Genomic DNA, 19,387 nt, shown 5'->3' with positions numbered 1-19,387 from the left:
CCATACATTGTAAAACATAAAAAATTACCGGAGCAGTTTCTTACATTAAACTGCTCCGGAATTAACACGCCTAAATATGGTATCTACACCCTAAAGTCATTACACCCGACGTGCAACCACACTTCCAACACTGACTTCACGAATGGCTGCAAAGCAGATGTATCCTAGAAATTTCAAGAAAACACTTTTGTATTGATCGCTAGATGGGATATTTGACATTTTGGACTGGGAAAGGTTTATAAAAAGCAGAGATGATCCTTCAAATAGAGCGTTAAATCTCTTGTTGTCTAATACTCCAAAATAGATTCCCATTCCAAAATCAAAAACTGACTAGTCGTTTTCCCATTCTTCCCGACCAATCAGATCGGCAATGCGATCGCGCAGCAAGAAATCACACTTTTCCAGTTCGCATTCAATGCATACCCACTCTCTAGCCGGGATATATTGGCACAAGGTATAAATTGGTTGCTGTCTGCTCACCAATCCCTTTTGCACCAGTCGGCGTGCTTCATCTTGTATCACGTCTAAAGAGTAGTAACTGATAGAAGGCACCGTATTCACACTCATGGTTTTTGCTCACAATTTAACACGTAAGTAGTATTCCCAAAATTGATTAGGATCAAACATTGCTAGAAATAGAAACTAGCTGTTTGGATTTTGTAGTTTTATATACGGAACTATTTTCATTTTGACGCTACATATCCTCAAATTATATGAAGAAATATTAAGAAAATCAACAAACTCTGACATTGGCTAACATTGTATTGCATATAAATAAATTAGGGTAGTTGATTTATCCTGCTTATGTTGTTGAGAGATTTGTTTGGTTAGTCTCTGATTAGCACTCACCATATTTAGCCACTGCTTTGCAAGACGAGAAGTCTTCACTTGACAGATTAGTTACATACCAAACAAAGTACGTAAAGCGCTGTCTTGTGCTGCAGGCATTTGTCCATAGGAAAAGATGCCTGGAATCTCCGCCCCAAGCAAGGGTATAAACTGCTGCATTACATAAGGGCTACCGTACAATACAAAAGCTTGTAAGTCCTTACTTGTTAATAATTTCTTAAATAAGTCTTCTGCTGCCTTAGTAAGTCCTGCACTTGAGCGAAAGGGATTTCCTCGGATAAACATCTGTAGCAAGGTAGGATGATGTGCCTCTAAGTTGCTAATAGCTAGAGTCTGGCAATCAATGATTTGAGTCTTATATCCCATCTGATTTGGCAGTGTTATTGCTGGTGCGAGTTTGTTCAAAAAATCACATAAAAAGATGTCGTCCACCACAATTAGGTTGCGAAAATCCGCTGGAGAATCATGATTGAGTTTTCTTGCGGTTATAACTTTCTCTAATACTAAAGGTAGAGAGCCATGAATAATTTGGCTTTGTTGCAAAATCTCAGCAGTGGTGTTGAGAGCGTCATTTTGTGCTGTACGTTCCACAAAGTTTGTGGGACTCACTGGTTCGAGGGAAACTTTGCTCTTTGCTTGCCAAATACGCTCCACAGACTCACGAATGCGCGCTCGCGAAATCCGACCACTTTCAACCGCCGCACACACAGCATTGATTGCCCCTTCGGGATCAACAGGCATTAGCAAAATATCAGCACCTGCTTCCACAGCCATCACAGGAGCTTCGTTAGCCCCATAGCCGTTGGCAATAGCACCCATAACCAAGGCATCTGTGGTGATCAAGCCTTCAAACCCCAGTTTTTGGCGTAACTGCCCTGTTAATATCTTCTGTGACAAGGTTGCTGGGAGTTCTTCATCCCAACTCGGTATCAGTAGGTGAGCGCTCATAACTGTATCCACACCCGAGGCGATTGCAGCAGCAAAAGGTGGCAATTCCACTTCTACGAGTCGGTTTGTGGAGTGTGGGATGACAGGCAAATGTAGATGAGAATCAACAGCAGTGTCGCCGTGTCCAGGAAAATGCTTTGCCGTTGTGAGGACAGGATGAGTTTTTGCACCACGAATAAAAGCGCAAGCCAACTGACTCACCTCATCAGGAGTTTCGCCAAAGGCGCGAACGTTAATCACAGGGTTATCAGGATTATTGTTCACATCCACCACGGGAGCTAATACCCAGTTAATGCCGATGGCTAAGGCTTCTTTTGCAGTGATGGCTCCCATTTTTTCGGCATAATGTAAACCTAACTTTTGGTCTTTGCGGAAAATAGCGGCCAGTGCCATTGGTGGTGGAAACCAAGTTGCCCCTTCAAAGCGCTGTCCGACACCTTCTTCGATATCAGCGGATATGAGTAAAGGAATTTTCGCCCAATTCTGCAATTGTTGTATTCTGATAGCTAATTCCCCAGCACTAGCCCCCAGTAAAATCACTCCACCAACGCCCAAATCTTGCACCCAGTGTTGGAGTGTTGCTGCTTGTGGTTCCCAGACAGGATACTGAATTTGGTGGTCAAATAAAAAACCAGAGGCACGAACAAGCACCATCTGGGCGACTTGTTCGGCTAGGGAGAGTTTATCTATATCGGGCAGCATAGGCAGTTTAAAATTCACTCATTCAAAAAGGCAAAACCCAACACAACCAGTATGAGTAGGGACAGCATCTAGAGTTAGCTACGCAAAAATTGACGCTTAAGGGCAGGGTGTAGAGGCGAAAGGTATTTTGCCTATATTAGGTGTAGGGAAAGGAATTTGTACTATACCCCACACCCCACACCCTACACCCTGTCAACTCTTAAGAAGAACCCAGAACACAGAACACAGAACGCAGAATACAGAATACATCCCCATAAATAAATTCAGGGGATTTGATAAGGACGCTCCGAACGCGAGTGCGTGCGCTTTGCGCTCAGTTTGCCCGGAGGGTTTCCCTCGTTGCAACTTCTCTGTTGTTTCGTCGCACTACGTGTCTCGAAACAAATCTTTTTTCTTCTTTCCATAACGGAGTTGGGGGCTTGTACCATGCTTGTTATTCTGACTACTGAGTTCTGCGTTCTGAGTACTTTCTTTGGTCAAAATTGAGTTTTGTAAACCCCAAGCATTTTGGAGTAGACACAAAAGGACAAGTAAATTAAAGAGTATATTTTAACTGCCCTATCCCTGCGCTATGTATTAGGCATATTTAAACAGACGCGAAACAATCGCGTCTGTAAAAGGTTTGGCTGACGCACGTTAACTAATTGTTGTTTATGTTACTTAATCTTTCGCCGAATATTCCTCATCTTCATTGAAGTTGTCCTGATTTTCCTCAGCGATAAAATCTGGCTGACGTTCTTGCTGGAGTTGGTTTAAGAGCGACAGTACCCGATTACCGCGTTCTATAGAACGGTCTTCGATAAATACCACCTCTGGTGTCCGACGCAGACGCACCCGCGCACCGAGTTCGCTGCGGACGTAAGGAGTCGCCGACTTTAAACCTGCCATTGTTTCTGCCTTGGCTTCCTCTGTGCCATAAATACTGACGTAGATTTTTGCGTGTTGCAAATCTCCAGACACATCAACATCAGTAACGCTTACCATTCCTGTCCCCACACGGTCATCCTTGATGCCGTTGAGTAACAATTGGCTAACTTCCCGTTTTATTAATTCAGCAACGCGGGAAACGCGGCGATTTGTAGCCATAAAAATTCGTCTCCTCACAGAGGATCTACTACACACTACAATAAATACGACTTTGTTAGGGGAGTACACCTCCCACTACAGTCATAGTCTAAATTGTACTCAAGCCAAGCATTGCACGCAGCGTGAGACTGATGAAGACCAAAGTACCTGCAAAAAAGCCTAAGATAGCTATCAAGGTGACTGGGCGTTGAAAAAGCGGTATCAAGGGCGCAAAAGCATTTAAGAACACGCCTAAGAGCGTCGTAATGAAATAGCGGAAGTAGCGAAGAACGTTATTCCAAAATCCGTCAAACATCTAGATTTAGACTACCTTGTTATAAACTATACGTTTGTTTTGATAACTTTGTTTATTTTAAATTGTAATCTATACATTAGCAAATTACTGATTTAATATAATATATAATTCGTTAATTATATATGGCTATAACTAGTCAATTAAGTTTCAGTTAGATGTTAAGTGAAATCTCCAAGCAAAACTTACCACGTCCATTTTTAAAATGGGCTGGAGGTAAAAGCAGATTAATTCAGCAATACATCCCCTATTTCCCTAGTTATTTCAAAAATTACTATGAGCCATTTCTAGGTGGAGGCGCTGTTTTTTTCTATCTGCATGAGCGCCAACAAACCAAAGCTATTTTGACTGATATTAATGCAGAATTAATTAACACTTATTTGTGTGTAAAGAACAATGTTGATGAATTAATCAGCCTTCTCAAAGAGCATGAATATCAACATAGTAAAGATTATTACTACAGGATGAGAACGACAACTGAGAGGAGTGAACTTAAAAAAGCTGCTCGCTTAATATATTTAAATAAAACTTGTTTTAATGGTCTTTACAGAGAAAATTCTAAAGGTGAATTTAATGTGCCGATGGGCAGATATAAAAAACCTCATATTTGTGATGTCTCTAGCTTATCTTTAGCATCAGTTGCTTTGCAATCAGCAGAGATAGAAGTAAGAAGCTTTGAAGAAGTGCTAAATTATGCTACCGCTCAAGATTTTGTCTACTTTGATCCACCTTATTATCCAGTAAGTACTACCAGCAATTTTACATCATATAGTCGTTATAACTTTAATCAAAATGAGCAAATTCGACTAAGAGATGTGTTCGTAGAACTCGCAGAGCGTGGTGTAAAAGTGATGCTATCTAATTCAGATACTTCGTTTATTCGCAACATTTATAAAGAGTTTAATATACACACTATATCAGCAGTAAGGGCAATTAATTCCAATGCTAAAAAACGGGGAAAAATTACCGAAGTATTAGTAACTTCGTATTCTCTTAAAGATGATTGTTAGTCCAAGCAATAAAAGTACTTAAGTTATGAACTGCTAATAAATTTTGATTGTGAGCTACTTGAGTTCTTAACCAAGTAATTGCTTTCGGTTTCATTCCTCCGCCGTCAATTAAAACAATAGCTGGTGCTGGATAGCAGTTCTGAATATTCAAGTTAACATAAGGGAGTTTTTCATCAACAGAGCCACCACTTTGTTGCCATTTACATTCAATGATTAAACCAGAAGGAATTGCTGCTGAACCAATGATATAAAAGTCTACATAAATATCAGTCCCATAAATTCCAGGTCCTATGTAAACCTGTCGTGCATATCGTTTTGAAAGGCTGGTGCAGTTTATAAGATATCCCAAACGCTGCTTTTTTGGTAAATTATCGCTGACTAGGTTATATCCATGCCCTGACAAGGTTCCTTCTACAGTTCTTTCCAGAACGTTGCCAGACTGATTTGCTCTGCCACCTGGAGTCATGATCTCTAAATATTTCAAATTAAAAGTTAACTAAAAATTATAGCCTCTCTCCTAAAAATCATTCACTTTTTGCTGCAACATTTGATAACTCTTCAACCCTGGTATTCCCCGTTTGTCCCCTCTCTATTCCCCAGAGGTGGGGTGAAGAGAAGGGAAAAAATCTGTTGGTGAGTAGATAAGTAGATTTTTTAGTTGTAGGGAGGAAGAAATAATTTATATTTAACATTTAAACAAACAGGATAAAGTCTGGAAAATTGGATAACATTGCGTTGGTGTTGATGCAATGCATCCCGACTTTAGCTTACCTGTATTTCAGTGTTACCGTTGCGGATAGCCCATGCAAGTTCTAACATTTGAGTCCAGCGCTTTTGAAGCTGTTTAGGGGTGCATTTGATTGTTTTGGCTATTGCTTGGTCACTGTGTTTTGCTGTTTTTAGCTGCAAGATTTGCTGCTGCTGTTCAGAAAGTTGGCTCAAAAATCTTTCCCACTGTTGAGAGGATAAACCCAACTTGTGTTCTAGACCTGCGCCTAACCATTGATGTACCAATTGCCACTGGTGTTGCTTGGCAAACTTTTCTACATGATATTTAAAACGCTGTTGCAGATAATCGCGCTGGCGGCTAGTCAAACCCAAAATTTGGTCGATTTCTGGTGCTGAAAGGTCTTGAAGTTTTAATGATAGATAATCTATGCAGTCAGATTGACCTTGGGCTTCTAAATATTTCACTAATTCTGAAACGATGCGATCGCGTTCGCAATCTTCAGCAAGATCGAATTTAGGTTGTGCAATCATTTGAGAGCGAACTTGTTGAACTGCTGAGTTGCGCTGATAAGATTCTGCTTCTTCGCTCTTGGCGGACTCAACAGCCCTTTCGATATCGACAGTTGTTTCTTGGGGTAGACGACGGGCAAAACCTTGGGCACGTAATATAATTAATTGCTGATTAGCACCGGCAGGTAAGTTGATGCGGCGCTTAGCATATTGCTCTGTAAACGCCATGTATTCTGCTAGTTCCAACTGAATGCGCGGAGTGTAATCCTCAGGTAGTTCGTTTTCCCGCCGGAAAGCCTTAATCGCTTCTAAATAGAATGCCTGTAGGAAATCTTCTATTAGGTTGTAACGAGCCTCAAACCCTAACTCGGAGCCTGATGTAGCAATGTGACGGTAAACAATTGCACCCAATTGGCTATGTAATTCTACGCGACCTTTTTTTGAACCCAATTGATAGTAACGTAGGCATTTTTGTAACCGATGCTTTGCCAAAGTAAGCAGCCAAGAGTTGATTTGTCCTGATGTTTGGATACGGGAGCTTTTATTGCAGATGCGTTCCACTTCTTTGGCTATGCGCTTTGCTACAGTTTGCACACACCTAGGCGCTGCTTGCACCTGAGCTTGCATTTCCTTACACAGCAGTTGTACTAGAGCATCAGCATTAGAATCTGGCAATTGTTCAGCCGAAACGTGGCGGTTACAGGAGGGCGTAGACGCGGGTAGATTGGCAAGGTTTGCTTCCATGACTTTTTTAGAAGTGGTATTGCACCGTAACGACAATGCACAAGACAGCACTGCCGAGGCAAGCCTCAGTAGGCGAATCTCTTCTATGGTTTTCATCCATTCAGAGTCGCCGTCAGCACTGCTCACACATATGACTGTAAAAGATCCGAAAAAGTTACAGTGTTGGCAGTGTGTCGGTTTTTTCACAAGTCCCTAAAAAGGGACTGGCACATGGATATCCGTCATGAGCCAAAAGTCTCCCTAACCCTTGCTACTCCAAGGTTTATCCCGATTTAAGTGATACCCGCTCCCTACGTTATGAATATGACAATCTGAAAACTGGAGGGATTTACTCTCTTTTTGCGAAATTGAGGGCTGAACGTGTGATGTATAATCCTTATACCCATGCCGCTGCTTTTTCCCAGCCTAAACCCTGCCGCACAATCATTGGTCTTTCTCCTGTTAAGTCCAAAATGGTAGAAACTTCATACTTGGGTTCCTCGCCAGTGTCCACAATCACATCTACCAATTTGTCTAAACGGTCAAATAGCTCTACCCGCGATAAATCAGGTTCATGTTTCATCCCATTGGACTGATCATCTATCTCATCATCCGGTGGTAAATGTGCCGAAGTCGAGATAATCGGATTTGCCAGCGCTGACAATAAAGCCGTACATACGGTATGATTTGGCACTCTAATTCCAGTGGTTTTCCGCTTAGGATTTTGCACCAGCCGTGGCACCAACTTGGTAGCAGGTAGCAAAAACGTATACGAGCCTGGTATTAAGCTTTTCATAATCCGATAAGCTGTGTCGCTTACATAAGCATAAGTCGTTACATTAGAAAGTGAGGGACACAAAAATGTCAGTGGTTTATCATTTGCCAGCTGTTTAATTTGTCGCACTCGTTCTACCGCCGACTTGGCATTTAAATCACAACCAATAGCATAAACTGTATCCGTAGGGTAAAGCATCACTGCGCCACGTTGCAGCGCTGCTTGTATTTCCTCTATACGCCGGACTTGAGGATTATCAGGATGAACTTGGAAAATTTTTGCCATAAACGTGGGAGAGGAGGTTAGTAGTTATTCGGATTTTTTGACAACTAACTAATGTAAAGACGCGACGTCAGTCGCTGTGAGAGCGGGCTAACCCTCCTGCATAGCGCTGGCTCGCCATAGCGCGTCTCTACAATTAACAACTAACAAACAATTAACAACTGATTAATGACTAAATTATGACTAAACTTGCTTATCTTCAATGTCCGACGGGTATTTCCGGTGATATGTGTCTGGGAGCCTTGGTCAGTTTAGGTGTTCCCCTAGAGTATTTAACTGAAAAACTCAACGAGTTAGGGATTAAGCATGAGTATCAATTGAGAGCAGAACTTGTCCAGCGTAATGGTCAACAGGCTACTAAAGTTTATGTGGATTTAGTAAACGACCATCATCACCATGACCACGAACACACGCACCATCGCGCACGCCACTTGCCCGAAATCGAGGGGATGATTCTGAAAGCTAGGTTGCCATCACGAGCACAAGCTTGGAGTTTGGCAGTATTTCGGCAGCTAGCAGTCGCAGAAGGGGCAGTACACGGTGTTGCACCAGAAAAAGTTCACTTTCATGAAGTAGGTGCTGTTGATGCAATTGTCGATATTGTCGGCACTTGTTTGGGTTTAGATTGGTTAGGTATCGAGAGCAATCATAACGGATTACCTTTACTATACTGCTCGCCACTACCAACGGGTGGGGGAACAGTGCGGGCGGCGCATGGTCAGATGGCAGTACCAGTACCAGCAGTATTGAAGTTATGGGAAATGCGGGGGTGTCCAGTATACAGTAACGGCATTGAACGGGAAATGGTAACACCAACTGGAGCTGCCATTGCAACAACCCTTGCTATAGACTTTGGTTCTCCACTCTCAATGACCGTTAAACAAGTAGGACTCGGAGCTGGTTCAATTCATCTACCTCTTCCCAATATTTTGCGCCTATGGTTAGGTGAAGCAACGAATTTAGTCACGGATGTAACAGATAAACTAACTTCCGTTGCCAGCGATACTAGCCCAACTTTGGAAAGTATCTCAGTTTTAGAAACCCAAATTGATGACTTGAGTCCGCAGGTAATAGGCTATGTGTTTGAGGCATTGTTTGCTGCTGGTGCTTTGGATGCCTTCACTCAGCCTGTGGGGATGAAAAAATCCCGCCCAGGAATTTTGCTGACTGTTATCTGCCATCCAGAAAATCTATACAGCTGTGAAGCAGTTTTATTTCGCGAAACAACAACTCTAGGAATTCGTCGTTCGACTCAGGAACGTGCTATTCTCCAACGGGAAATTCAACACGTAGAAACTGAATATGGTGTTGTACGCATCAAAGTAGCATGGACAGGATCAGCAAAAGAGAAAGTGATAGCTAACGTGCAGCCAGAATACGAAGACTGTGCAACACTAGCGCGAAAACATAATATTCCCTGGCGAGAAATTCAGCGGCTAGGACTGCACAATTGGTACACACAAAAAATTAAATCCCAACCTCTAACCCCTCTAGGCAACGCGGACTAATAACGAAAAAGCCCACCGAGGTGGGCTTTGTTTATGTAGCCCCATTCCAGTTCGGGGACGTATAAGGGTAGATTGATTATGAACTAATCAATAGCATCCTTGATGGCGTTACCTGCCTTTTCCAAGTTTTCTTGGGCACTGGTTACAAGTTGATTTGCATTTTTTTGCACAAAGTCCCCAGCGTTTTCAATTGCCCCTTGACCTGTCTGTGCTAGATTTGTGGCTGTATCTCCAGCACTAACCTTATCTCTTTCTTTACCTTTCTCGTTAGTAGCCTCTTTAACAGTTCTGTTCACTGCATTGCCTGCGTTCTCAGCAGTGCTCTGAGCATTGTCCTTTGCATCCTCAGCTGCACCCTGAGCATTTTTTACCAAGCCTTTAGCAGCATTGCTGGTGTTTTCTTGGATATTTTCAATTCCTTTCTTAGCTCCCCGTGCAAAATCAGTAGCGCTGCTCCCAGCTTTGTCTGCGGTCTCTTGAGCATTTTGCTGTAGATTCTTGCCTAAATCTTCAACGTTCTCCCCTTTTTTATCGAGAATACGGCGGGTATTTTCTCCTATGTTGCTTGTTTCGTCAATGACGTTTTGTTCAGCATTTTGCTTAAGAGCCTCAGCTTTAGCTTTTACATTGGCTCCTTGATCTCTGGGGTCTACATCACTAAAGTTGTTCATCCCACCTTCAACGGGAGAAAGCACGTTAGTTCCTTTTGGAACATACACTTCGGAATTAGGAGGTGCAGATTGCTCCTCTCCTATAATTTGACGAGGTACAGTTTGACGAGGTGCAGTTTGACTAGGGGTTGTTGCAGTTACAGAATTGCAAGCTTGTGTAAAAAATAGGATCATTCCCGCCAAAAAAGTTGTTAACAGTTTGAACGGACGAATGTTTTTTAAAAAAGTAACCACTTTTTTCATAGTACGACTCCTTGTGTTTGTATGGCACAGTCAAACATTATACTTCTTGATACTGCTTGCAAAAGTCAAAAATTTCTGGATGTCATTCTGTAAGCGTTGCTCCACTATGACAAGAAGGCACGCTCCGTGCCTCTACGCGGAGCACAGCACGGAACGCAGTTTAGCAAAGAATCTCAACACACAGACGGACTTACTTCAAATCCAAAATCCAAAAAATGTTTTCTATTTACCCACTGCTGGATTCTTTTGCAATTCTGGTCTTGCAGATGCTTCATCTGCCTTTTCTTTCAAAAAGCCTGAAGCATCCTGAAATGCTTTCCCAACAGTATCAAGTCTGTCTTTAGCTCGCTCGCCTATATTTGATTCGCGCTGAATTAAACCACCTGGTTCTGGCTTCTCTATGTTTTTCTCAGTTTTGATGGGCAATTCTGCTTCTTTGTAGGCTCTACCCTCTGGTGTTTCAGCACCTGGGTAAAGCTTCCCTTCTTTATTAACAGCAGTGGCGATTAGCAATTGTGAATTAAGCTCTAAGCTAGCTTGGTCGCGTCCAGACTTAGACATCTTTAGGTCTGTGTATTTGTCCCCACCACCTTTATAGGGATTATTTGCACCGCCAGCTTGCACAGCAGGATTATTTGGATTTGCACCCTGACTATTTGCCCCATTACCACAAGCCGTACTTACTATCAACAATAGCCCAGCTAAAAATACGGTCACAATTTGACGGAGCCGCAGTTTCTTTATAAAAGCAGTTAAACTGTTCACCAATTCCTCCTTTCTACTACAAACAAGCAAAATATTTCCAACAAGCAAAATTTTCTGCTCAACAGTTATGTAAAGTTCTGTTAAAGAGTAAATTTTTTGCTTGCTTGAATTTTCTAATATTTGACCAACAATTCTTAAGACTACAAAGGCAAGAGCAAAGGATGCCTCTAGCGAAGGTCACATATTTATTAGTATTTTCTTGCTCTTACTATCTAACTTTAGAAAGATATAAGTTCCTATAATTAGTTTTTAATTTGCTTGCGTTGATTTATATAGTGTATGAATATTTAGTTATCAATTTATGAGAGGTAATATCAAGATGTAAAAGAATCATAATTGTATCATTTTAAGGGTTTTCAGTATATTTATTTAAGCTAATATCTTAGGATAAAAAATAAATGCTGAATTATATGCTCCTATACTTTTTTGTAAACAGAGGAAATACTAAAAGGAAGAAAAACTTAATAAATTCACATATTTTTTTTATTAATTTATAAAACTCCTTGGTCAAAAAGCATACATAAATTAGACCAACACCTTAACAATTGTTGCTGAAAGCTTGGGATACGTAGCTGATTCACCATATGATTTGATGTATTCAGTCATGAGGCAAAATTATAAGTTAAATTACCAAAATGATGAAGCAAATTTTACGCTGGCTGATTTTAGGTGGAACGTTGTTTTTTTTGGCAAAAGCTCTTAAGGATAACTGGCAAGAAGTCGCTACCATTCACATTGATGCAGTAGGATGGGCAATTCTTTTGATCGCAACAGGTATCACTTTACTTGCACATACTTGGGCTGGTTGGGTATGGGTTTGGGTTCTTCAAGAATTAAATCAACCTGTCTGCTCGTCAGAGTTCATTCAAGTTTACCTAAAAACAAATATTGCCAAATATTTACCAGGTAATATCTGGCATTACTACGGAAGAATTATGGCGGCGAAAAATGCAAACGTTTCTCCTGGCGCAGCTACCCTGAGTGTGTTGCTAGAACCACTACTGATGGCAGCAGCTGCTTTAATTATTGTCCTACTCGGCAGCCAATTTATAACCGCAAAAACCGCTCTTACTCTATTCATAGCACAACTAGTGGGTTTATTAGGAGTACTTTGTGTTTTACATCCTAGGTTTTTGAATAAAGCAACTCGCCTGTTGCAGCGCATGAAGGCAAAAAAGTCTGCTTCCAACACCCTGCAACCAGTTCCCTTGAGTCTTGAAAAATATCCCCTGCGACCTTTGCTAGGAGAATTAGGCTTTTTGGCACTGCGCGGTACAGGCTTTATATTAACTTTGTTTGCCTTAAGTCCTTTAAACTTAAGTCAAATTCCTTTATTGCTTGGTGGTTTTAGTTTCGCGTGGTTGCTAGGGTTGGTGGTTCCAATAGCACCTGGTGGCTTAGGCGTCTTTGAAGCAACTGCGATCGCACTCTTACAGCAGCACTTTCCTCCTGCGGTCATCATTAGCGCGACGGGTCTGTATCGTCTGGTCAGCATTCTAGCTGAAACTGGTGGTGCTGGCTTAGCTTGGCTCGACGAACGCCTCTTTTAGTCCTGAATTTTGAGCAGCATGCACCGTCTTTTTTCAATCTTGCATTCTTTGTTGAATTCTGATTGAATGCGTGAATTTTCCAAGTGGGGGTGGAGGGACTTGAACCCTCACGACCTTTTACGGTCAACGGATTTTCATTCTCCCACAGCTTTCACTGTTGCCTATCAGGTCAAACCACCTAGCAAGGCTTTGAGAATTGGACCCTCCCTTTACCCTCGACTTTACGTTAGGGTAGCTCCCGTCGGGCCTCTGCACCTTCCGATGTGAGTTGTGAGTTTTGAATTGACTTCACACTCATGACTCAGTACTTAGCACTTTCATCGGCTTGGCTCAGGATTGCCATGTCTGTTACCAGATTTAGGTTTCCCTGAATTTGAGAGCGGTCACTTGGTGGATTTCTCCATCAAGGCTCAGTTTCCTAAGTCCGTAGCGTCTACCATTCCGCCACACCCCCCTGATATTTTTGGGAGTTACTTGTTTTGTGGAGGCAGCAAATATCCTCCTCATCTATTCCAGCATCAAATGTGTTTTTTGTCCAATTTGACGCTATTTACGCCATAAAACTTGAGATTCTTGAGTTAAGACTGCGCTTTTATGCTTCCTTGACTTGCGTCTTACATTTTCATGTCGCACTCCCTGCAGATGCTGACTCAACTACTTATCTCGTATGCTTTACGGCACTGATTGATGATTATAGCATTCTATTTGGAAAATGGATCACAAAACAAAAGGTGTGTCAGCAATTTTTTCAATCTTCATTCTTGAATAAGGACGGCAATGCTTCCAAGTATCCAGGCATTCAGCCTATCATGAGAAACAAATGCACCAACAGGTCTTTTTGACTGAGAACTAAGAACCTATGATTGTAGCCCTACTGTATCTGATTTTGGCTGGAGCTTATCTTCTTGTAGTACCAGCAGCTGTCCTGCTTTACTTAAACCTACGCTGGTATGTGGCTAGCTCTGTGGAACGTGGCTTTATGTACTTTTTAGTATTCTTCTTCTTCCCTGGTTTGTTGCTCCTATCGCCGTTTGTCAACTTGCGACCCCGACGGCGCCAAATTGAAGTTTAACAAAATTGGTAGGTCATAACTCTCATGCGACGCATAGACGCTATCGGAATTGGCTTGGGCATTTTTGTTGCAGGTGGCTTGGCATATGTCTTACTACGACTAGTAGGCATAGATAGCTTGGAAGCTGGTACTTGGAGCCAAGTCTTATTATTTGTTGGGTTGATTGGCTGGTTGCTGACCTATGCTTTCCGTGCGGTGGGAAAAAAAATGACCTACCACAAACAACGGGAACAATATGAAGAAGCCTATTTCCAAAAGCGTTTGGAAGAACTCACACCCGAAGAACTCGCGAAGATTCAAGGCGAGATAGAACAACAAGAACAATCTCAGGTGTAAATTTGTCATTTGTCCTTTGTCTTTAGTTATAGTGACTATTGACAAAGGACTAGTGACTAATGACAGCTATTTCTCATCCGAACGGATAGAAGCAATTGCTCGCTCTTCCCAAGGACTTATTTATTTGGTCAGCGTCACGGGTGTCACAGGAATGCGATGAACGCAAATGGAACCGCGAGTGTCAGATTTACCTAAACAGATACGTGGTATTACTGTTAAGCCAATAGGTGTAGGCTTTGGTATTTCCCAACCAGAACAAGCTCGTCAGGTACGAGCTTGGGGAGATAATGCAGTTATAGTAAGCAGTGCTTTTGTAAAACGTTTGGCAGAAGGCACACCACAACAGGGACTCAATGCCATCTCCGAATTTTGTCAAAGTCTTAAAGCAGCGATGACTACATCTTGAAATAGGCTTAATTACTTATCTTCATAAGTCAAGGAAGGGAGATTAAAAAAGGTAACAGGAGATTTTTCTCACCTTTACTTAGTAGACAATTTAACCAATATCGTCTTGAATATATAAAGCAGAAATCTGGCGGTAAAAAACTACTTTATACCGCGACTAAAGCTTTAGGTATTATGTGAAATCAAGTAGGGCATAAATTTTATGAGTGTGAGAGAGTGTCAGGTATCAATGATTGTAGTTTCGTTGCAGTTTAGGGGAAAGGGCTATGAGTGAGAGCATGGCATTTATCGGCGGAGTTGCCGTAGCTGGACTGGCGGCTCTCCTGTTGCTAAAGGGGGCAGGAGGGACTCCCCTACCTAACTACAATGTTTCCTCACAAATACCAAGTCCTGTAGTTGCGCCTCCAGCAGTGATGCCGCCAAGTGTGACTTATTCTGGGCAGCCTTATCCTAATCCAGCGCCAGTTAGTCCAAATACTGAAGAGCGCGTGCAAATGGAACGGCTCAAAATGGAAAATGAGGGACTCAAGAACGAAAACAATGGTCTCAAAACTCAAGTCCAACAACTGCAGTCTCAACTCCAACAAGTTTACAACTACCAAGTCCAATTAAATCAGCAGCAGAACCAAAATGCGGCTCAGTTGCAGCAGCAGTCGCAAAATCGCTGGTTGTCTTCTCCCATAGTCTGGGCAGTGGGAGGCATGAGTCTGACAGTAGGCGGTGGCATTGTGGTAGCTGGGGTCTTGGCTTTGTTCTCACCAAAAGACCGTCCTAGTCGTACTGTACAAGTTATTCATCCCTATAACGGTCCCACTCCACCGCTGGCTCCTGTACGTCGCCCTGAGTTTCTGCCTCCTCGTACTGAAAGACGAGTTGAAGCACAAGAATACGACGATACGTATTAGAAGTCGTCAGCACTCAACAGCGATGAATAATACCTATTGACTAGCCTATTGATTTATGCCGCTTATATTCAGCGTAACGATGCAACTTGCTTGAAGCGCTCCTGTTTTGTCGTTGTCAAGGTGGTATCTGCCACTGCAAATTGTTTTCAAAGAAAGTGTAGCACTTGATAGTAAAGAGAAATACAATGTTTTCTCTTTATTATCAAGTGCTACAACGTGTGATGTTCCTACAAAAAGTTCAACAGACTGGTACAAAGTGTGTTACATAATTGCTAAGGTTTCGGGTGGTACGGTGATTGTTGATTACGTTCGCGATCGCTGTGTTGAAATCATCTTCTTCACAGATGTCATTGGATAACGAGTTTTCTAAATGCTCAGTATACAAAAAAATTGAAAGTCGATTAGGTATTATTATTTTGGTTTTCGCCTGTTGCCTGAAAACTACTTTTTGAATCGCAATGCAAAAAACACAGTTAATCAGTTCAGTGCTCACGAGTGCCTTACTATTGTCCTCCTTATTTTCTCTGGGAGGGAACAATGCTCAGGCACAAAAGGCTCAACGTCCTGTCTCCCTGTTAAATGCTAAATGTGTTAACAGTGGTCATGGTAGTGTTCGTCAGCAAAATCTTGATGTTTCTATAGGCAAAGCAGTTTACAGTAGTAAGTTTTACCTGGGACCCGGAAACCGCTTTGCGTCCATAACTTGTAACATCAAGCCAGAAAATAGTTCTAGACCCGCCTTTCAAACCCTTAATCTAGGTTTTGGTATGCGGGACAATGACACAACCAGTCCAGGTGTTGAGGTTAAGGTTTACATAGATGGTCAGCAGACTGAAACACGGACTATTGCCCCTGCACAGCAAGCTTCGTTAACACTTGATGTCAGCAATGCCAGCAATGTTGCTATAGAAGCCGTTTGTGCCGGTAAAAACCAATATTGTGACCGAGTTTACTTCTTCAACGCTGCTCTAGAGCGGCAAAGCGGCTCCTCTCAAACGAAAAAATAGCTCAATAACCTTGCATGGGTTCATAGATTGACTGCTCTCCGATTTGATTTGTGAGATGTTATGTCAGGGCTGTTGTTGGTCATTAGTCATTTGTCCTTTGTCATGACAAATAACTCAGAACAAATGACTAAAATAATGACCAGAAGAAGTATTCTGACAACTCAAATAGCATTGCTCTATAACTACTAATCCGAAAATATTAGCAGCAAATAAAGGTTGATAGAGGACTTTTATTACAGATCACTATCCAGAATTTCCTCTAGTTCTGGATCTGGGTTCGTATCGTAATCATTTGTAGTACCAGGTTGCTCATCCCTACTAGAATTCGGAGCTTCCAATTTGGGTTGATTTTGGTTGCTAGGGTTGCCTAGTTGAGGAAGCTGTTGTTTTGCTAAATTGTCGGCAGCTTGTTTAAATATCGGCTCTAATTTGTTTCGCCAGTACTCAATATTGGGCAATTTTTCTGGATGGTCTTTATAAGCCAAAACCTTATCCCATTGTCCCTCAGCAAACGCTGTGTCGAGGTCTTTGAATACAGCTTCCGCTTTAACCCAATCTTGCTGCCATTGGGATATCATCTCTGTTGTCTGTTGCACAGCAGTATGATTGGAAGTGATTGTCCTTAACAGCGCGATCGCACCCTGTAAATCCCCTGATTCGTACTTTTCCTTTGCTTGTTCCACAACCTCGGAACCTCCCTCTTCAAGAGTTGTGGGCTTTGATTTTCCTGCTGATATTTTTGATGTTCCTGATTTTTCCAACTCCTGTAACGATGAAGATGGCATATCAATAATCGGTTTTGATTTTGGCTTGGGAGCGGGGCGAGCTGCAATTAGGTTATTATCATCTACTGTTTTCATTGCAACGCCTTTGTCTCGCAGGCAAGAAACCCATTGTTCGTTATTTTTGATGACTTCTGAGTTTGCCCAAGCCTTTTGTGTGGGATCTAGTTTAATCTGCACCCAACCGCGTTTTGTTCGCTTGCCCGTCACCTCGAATTTAGTATCTTTAGTAACAGTTTTTACAATAGAGTCATCGTTGATAGAAGTTGGCTCAGAGCGGATATTGGAATTCTCCTCTACCACAGCTAAACAATTTTGTGCCAACATAGTGTCATCAATAGCAAAATTAGAAGCGAAACCTTGAACGTTCTTGATCACACTTGGGGTAACAGCAGCAGCGCCACCTACCAAAATTCCGAGAATTAATAGCTGTAATACATCAGGTCCACTAGAACCTCTAGGGGTAGATTTGGGAGTTGCTGCGGCTACTGGTTGAACGACAGGATTTGCCGGAGCAAGTGCGATCGTTTTTTGTCGCGACTGTGGAGAGAAAGCAGATGAGGGCTTGATTGGTTGGTAGCTGGGAGTGTTTATGTATTCCCTTGGTATGTAGCTTGAGGAAAGCGGCTGCAATGCTTGCAGTGCTTCCGATGCACTTTGGAATCGGTCTTTGAAATGATACCGTACCATCTTACTGAGCACGGCTTCCAAGACGTTGCTTACGGGGACTAGATGCTGCCAAAGGATTTCCCCAGTGTAAGGGTCTTCTTGCAAATCCATTGGCGTCACTCCTGTCAGCGCTTGAATGGCGATAATGCCGAGAGCATATATATCACTGTTAGGGCGTGGTTTGCCTTGACCTTGTTCCGTAGGCATATAGCCAGGAGTACCAATTGCTACAGTTGCAGAGTGATGACTCGCCGCTGTAAACATTTGTGTTTGCGAAGAGTATCCCCCAGACACTCGCAATTGTTTCACAGCCCCAAAATCTACCAGAACGAGTTTATTATCTGAGGCGCGACGGATGATATTATCCGGTTTGATGTCGCGGTGAATGACACCTTGACCGTGGACAAATTTCAGAATATCCAGAACTTCCAGCAGCAAACCAGTCACTTGGCTTTCATTCCAGCGCTGGCTGGGAAGCAGTTCGTCATTCAGGGGATGCCCTTCAATAAATTCTTGTACTAAGTAAAATTCTTGGTTTTCGTCAAAGTAAGCTAGAAGCCGAGGGATCTGGTCATGGTTGCCCAATTTTTCTAGAGTTTCGGCTTCGCTGTGGAACAAGCGTTTAGCAGTGTCAAACACTTTGGCTTCGGGATTGGCTGGCTTGAGGTGCTTGACAACGCAAATTGGATTGCCTGGTCGTTTGGTATCTTTGGCTATGTAGGTTTCACCAAATCCTCCTGTAGCGAGGACTCTAATAACTTGGTAACGATGATCCAGTAGCTTGCCTATCATATTCACTCCCCAGTGATAACACCCAATTTTAGAGAGGGTAATAAATATCTCCAAATATTCCTCAAGGAAATCCGCTATCTTGAGAAAAGATTTGGATGTAAAACACAGTTTTTTAATAAATACACATTCTTAATTTTTCTTTCAATAGCCTTTGTTAATTCTAATGCCACCTAAAATTAGCAATTCAGTAGCATGGCAGCAAGCAGAACTCCTCATGCAACCTGCTTTCATTCGCGTTGTCGATAATATTCGCAAGCTGCTTGATGTATCTTCTTGGACGGGAACTTATCAAGATGTTCTGATTTGGCCTACTGGCACTACTGATGAGACGAAAGCAATAGTGACCAAGCTCCTGCAAGACCTGGAAGCCGCAACACCGGAGCAAGCTTTGGAAATCAGAGAAACACTCTCGGGTTTGCCAATGCCCCATCCAGGATATCATTTGTGTCTACAGCGTCAAGAGCAAACTGTCAGTATTGATTTATGGGAATTATGTTATCAAGTGTGTTTTCGTGACTACATAGCGGGGCATGAGACGGTTGACATTGATACGAGTTTAATTGATGAGGACGGCGAGGTAGACTGGCAGCGCTTGGATACTAAAGCCAAGGAGTTAGTTGAACGGGTGTTTGCAAATTTACCGTAGTAACCTCACTCAAACAGTGCTGAGTGGAAATTATTTAGGACTCAGCACTTAGGACTTTCTTTGCCAGTGAACAGAGAAGACGGTAAAAATTGCCCTGAGGTTTCCGACTTGATACTGTAAAAAAGAAGCC

The 19,387-nt window shown here is 42.3% G+C and carries 19 protein-coding genes and 1 pseudogene; 10 read left to right on the top strand and 10 right to left on the bottom strand.

Annotation, left to right across the window (positions count from 1 at the left end; translation table 11 throughout):
* Positions 1–330 precede the first annotated feature (330 nt).
* The 4 genes from MAS10914_RS0127770 to MAS10914_RS0127755 form a co-directional block, all read right to left on the bottom strand.
* Entirely contained in the window at positions 331–567 is a 237-nt protein-coding gene (locus MAS10914_RS0127770; protein WP_017319217.1) for a DUF4327 family protein, read from the bottom strand.
* Between the two features lie 333 nt (positions 568–900).
* Positions 901–2,499: a glycoside hydrolase family 3 protein gene (locus MAS10914_RS0127765; protein WP_017319216.1), complete on the bottom strand. Its 1,599-nt coding sequence runs from the start codon at positions 2,497–2,499 to the stop codon at positions 901–903.
* A 660-nt stretch (positions 2,500–3,159) separates the two neighbouring features.
* Positions 3,160–3,585: a 30S ribosome-binding factor RbfA gene (rbfA, locus tag MAS10914_RS0127760; protein ID WP_017319215.1), complete on the bottom strand. Its 426-nt coding sequence runs from the start codon at positions 3,583–3,585 to the stop codon at positions 3,160–3,162.
* A gap of 88 nt (positions 3,586–3,673) precedes the next feature.
* Entirely contained in the window at positions 3,674–3,880 is a 207-nt protein-coding gene (locus MAS10914_RS0127755; protein ID WP_017319214.1) for a DUF751 family protein, read from the bottom strand.
* Positions 3,881–4,035: 155 nt separating this feature from the next.
* On the opposite strand from MAS10914_RS0127755, the gene MAS10914_RS0127750 reads away from it, so the two are divergent.
* Complete coding sequence (locus tag MAS10914_RS0127750; protein ID WP_017319213.1) at positions 4,036–4,887, top strand: DNA adenine methylase; 852 nt, start codon at positions 4,036–4,038, stop codon at positions 4,885–4,887.
* Here MAS10914_RS0127750 and MAS10914_RS0127745 read toward each other — a convergent pair.
* The 3 genes from MAS10914_RS0127745 to MAS10914_RS0127735 all read right to left on the bottom strand — a co-directional run bounded on the left by MAS10914_RS0127745 (position 4,871) and on the right by MAS10914_RS0127735 (position 7,909).
* Complete coding sequence (locus tag MAS10914_RS0127745; RefSeq protein WP_017319212.1) at positions 4,871–5,353, bottom strand: PD-(D/E)XK nuclease superfamily protein; 483 nt, start codon at positions 5,351–5,353, stop codon at positions 4,871–4,873. The two genes, MAS10914_RS0127750 and MAS10914_RS0127745, sit on opposite strands and share 17 nt — an antisense overlap.
* A gap of 296 nt (positions 5,354–5,649) precedes the next feature.
* On the bottom strand, positions 5,650–6,870 hold the full coding sequence (locus MAS10914_RS0127740; RefSeq protein ID WP_026082865.1) for a HetZ-related protein: 1,221 nt from the start codon (positions 6,868–6,870) through the stop codon (positions 5,650–5,652).
* A 376-nt stretch (positions 6,871–7,246) separates the two neighbouring features.
* Complete coding sequence (locus MAS10914_RS0127735) at positions 7,247–7,909, bottom strand: L-threonylcarbamoyladenylate synthase (protein WP_017319210.1); 663 nt, start codon at positions 7,907–7,909, stop codon at positions 7,247–7,249.
* A gap of 176 nt (positions 7,910–8,085) precedes the next feature.
* Between MAS10914_RS0127735 and larC the strand changes: the two genes are divergently transcribed.
* The gene (larC, locus tag MAS10914_RS0127730) at positions 8,086–9,414 is read left to right on the top strand and encodes a nickel pincer cofactor biosynthesis protein LarC (RefSeq protein WP_026082864.1); all 1,329 of its coding nucleotides are present in this window, start codon (positions 8,086–8,088) and stop codon (positions 9,412–9,414) included.
* An 83-nt stretch (positions 9,415–9,497) separates the two neighbouring features.
* Here the strand turns inward: larC and MAS10914_RS35115 are convergent, their stop codons facing one another.
* Both MAS10914_RS35115 and MAS10914_RS0127720 read right to left on the bottom strand, forming a co-directional pair.
* Complete coding sequence (locus MAS10914_RS35115; RefSeq protein ID WP_017319208.1) at positions 9,498–10,328, bottom strand: hypothetical protein; 831 nt, start codon at positions 10,326–10,328, stop codon at positions 9,498–9,500.
* Positions 10,329–10,550: 222 nt separating this feature from the next.
* The gene (locus MAS10914_RS0127720) at positions 10,551–11,093 is read right to left on the bottom strand and encodes a DUF6658 family protein (protein WP_026082863.1); all 543 of its coding nucleotides are present in this window, start codon (positions 11,091–11,093) and stop codon (positions 10,551–10,553) included.
* A 635-nt stretch (positions 11,094–11,728) separates the two neighbouring features.
* On the opposite strand from MAS10914_RS0127720, the gene MAS10914_RS0127715 reads away from it, so the two are divergent.
* The 7 genes and pseudogenes from MAS10914_RS0127715 to MAS10914_RS0127685 all read left to right on the top strand — a co-directional run bounded on the left by MAS10914_RS0127715 (position 11,729) and on the right by MAS10914_RS0127685 (position 16,368).
* Entirely contained in the window at positions 11,729–12,643 is a 915-nt protein-coding gene (locus tag MAS10914_RS0127715; RefSeq protein ID WP_026082862.1) for a lysylphosphatidylglycerol synthase domain-containing protein, read from the top strand.
* Between the two features lie 859 nt (positions 12,644–13,502).
* Positions 13,503–13,715, top strand: coding sequence for an NAD(P)H-quinone oxidoreductase subunit L (ndhL, locus tag MAS10914_RS0127705; protein WP_017319204.1), 213 nt, complete (start codon positions 13,503–13,505; stop codon positions 13,713–13,715).
* 24 nt (positions 13,716–13,739) lie between these two features.
* Complete coding sequence (locus MAS10914_RS0127700) at positions 13,740–14,051, top strand: DUF3007 family protein (RefSeq protein ID WP_017319203.1); 312 nt, start codon at positions 13,740–13,742, stop codon at positions 14,049–14,051.
* A 73-nt stretch (positions 14,052–14,124) separates the two neighbouring features.
* Positions 14,125–14,457, top strand: a pseudogene (locus MAS10914_RS31855) (tryptophan synthase subunit alpha); the annotation flags it as partial.
* A 265-nt stretch (positions 14,458–14,722) separates the two neighbouring features.
* On the top strand, positions 14,723–15,361 hold the full coding sequence (locus tag MAS10914_RS0127690) for a hypothetical protein (RefSeq protein WP_017319201.1): 639 nt from the start codon (positions 14,723–14,725) through the stop codon (positions 15,359–15,361).
* Between the two features lie 106 nt (positions 15,362–15,467).
* Positions 15,468–15,719, top strand: coding sequence for a hypothetical protein (locus MAS10914_RS34740; protein ID WP_156818254.1), 252 nt, complete (start codon positions 15,468–15,470; stop codon positions 15,717–15,719).
* A gap of 100 nt (positions 15,720–15,819) precedes the next feature.
* Positions 15,820–16,368, top strand: a complete 549-nt coding sequence (locus MAS10914_RS0127685; RefSeq protein WP_017319200.1) for a hypothetical protein — start codon at positions 15,820–15,822, stop codon at positions 16,366–16,368.
* Between the two features lie 233 nt (positions 16,369–16,601).
* Here MAS10914_RS0127685 and MAS10914_RS0127680 read toward each other — a convergent pair whose 3' ends face one another.
* Entirely contained in the window at positions 16,602–18,611 is a 2,010-nt protein-coding gene (locus tag MAS10914_RS0127680) for a serine/threonine protein kinase (RefSeq protein WP_017319199.1), read from the bottom strand.
* A gap of 163 nt (positions 18,612–18,774) precedes the next feature.
* Between MAS10914_RS0127680 and MAS10914_RS0127675 the strand changes: the two genes are divergently transcribed.
* The gene (locus MAS10914_RS0127675) at positions 18,775–19,257 is read left to right on the top strand and encodes a hypothetical protein (RefSeq protein WP_017319198.1); all 483 of its coding nucleotides are present in this window, start codon (positions 18,775–18,777) and stop codon (positions 19,255–19,257) included.
* Positions 19,258–19,387: the final 130 nt, after the last annotated feature.

It is taken from the genome of Mastigocladopsis repens PCC 10914 (genome assembly GCF_000315565.1).
Taxonomy (GTDB): domain Bacteria; phylum Cyanobacteriota; class Cyanobacteriia; order Cyanobacteriales; family Nostocaceae; genus Mastigocladopsis; species Mastigocladopsis repens.
The sequence above is the reverse complement of the archived record's forward strand: the minus strand, read 5'-3'. Positions and strand labels throughout refer to the sequence as shown.

Excerpts from the sequence above, each read along its gene's own strand:
- MAS10914_RS0127770 (WP_017319217.1), bottom strand. The coding sequence starts at position 567 with ATGAGTGTGAATACGGTGCCTTCTATCAGTTACTACTCTTTAGACGTG.
- MAS10914_RS0127765 (WP_017319216.1), bottom strand. The coding sequence starts at position 2,499 with ATGCTGCCCGATATAGATAAACTCTCCCTAGCCGAACAAGTCGCCCAG.
- rbfA (WP_017319215.1), bottom strand. The coding sequence starts at position 3,585 with ATGGCTACAAATCGCCGCGTTTCCCGCGTTGCTGAATTAATAAAACGG.
- MAS10914_RS0127755 (WP_017319214.1), bottom strand. The coding sequence starts at position 3,880 with ATGTTTGACGGATTTTGGAATAACGTTCTTCGCTACTTCCGCTATTTC.
- MAS10914_RS0127750 (WP_017319213.1), top strand. The coding sequence starts at position 4,036 with ATGTTAAGTGAAATCTCCAAGCAAAACTTACCACGTCCATTTTTAAAA.
- MAS10914_RS0127745 (WP_017319212.1), bottom strand. The coding sequence starts at position 5,353 with ATGACTCCAGGTGGCAGAGCAAATCAGTCTGGCAACGTTCTGGAAAGA.
- MAS10914_RS0127740 (WP_026082865.1), bottom strand. The coding sequence starts at position 6,870 with ATGGAAGCAAACCTTGCCAATCTACCCGCGTCTACGCCCTCCTGTAAC.
- MAS10914_RS0127735 (WP_017319210.1), bottom strand. The coding sequence starts at position 7,909 with ATGGCAAAAATTTTCCAAGTTCATCCTGATAATCCTCAAGTCCGGCGT.
- larC (WP_026082864.1), top strand. The coding sequence starts at position 8,086 with ATGACTAAACTTGCTTATCTTCAATGTCCGACGGGTATTTCCGGTGAT.
- MAS10914_RS35115 (WP_017319208.1), bottom strand. The coding sequence starts at position 10,328 with ATGAAAAAAGTGGTTACTTTTTTAAAAAACATTCGTCCGTTCAAACTG.
- MAS10914_RS0127715 (WP_026082862.1), top strand. The coding sequence starts at position 11,729 with ATGATGAAGCAAATTTTACGCTGGCTGATTTTAGGTGGAACGTTGTTT.
- ndhL (WP_017319204.1), top strand. The coding sequence starts at position 13,503 with ATGATTGTAGCCCTACTGTATCTGATTTTGGCTGGAGCTTATCTTCTT.
- MAS10914_RS0127700 (WP_017319203.1), top strand. The coding sequence starts at position 13,740 with ATGCGACGCATAGACGCTATCGGAATTGGCTTGGGCATTTTTGTTGCA.
- MAS10914_RS0127690 (WP_017319201.1), top strand. The coding sequence starts at position 14,723 with ATGAGTGAGAGCATGGCATTTATCGGCGGAGTTGCCGTAGCTGGACTG.
- MAS10914_RS0127685 (WP_017319200.1), top strand. The coding sequence starts at position 15,820 with ATGCAAAAAACACAGTTAATCAGTTCAGTGCTCACGAGTGCCTTACTA.
- MAS10914_RS0127680 (WP_017319199.1), bottom strand. The coding sequence starts at position 18,611 with ATGATAGGCAAGCTACTGGATCATCGTTACCAAGTTATTAGAGTCCTC.
- MAS10914_RS0127675 (WP_017319198.1), top strand. The coding sequence starts at position 18,775 with ATGCCACCTAAAATTAGCAATTCAGTAGCATGGCAGCAAGCAGAACTC.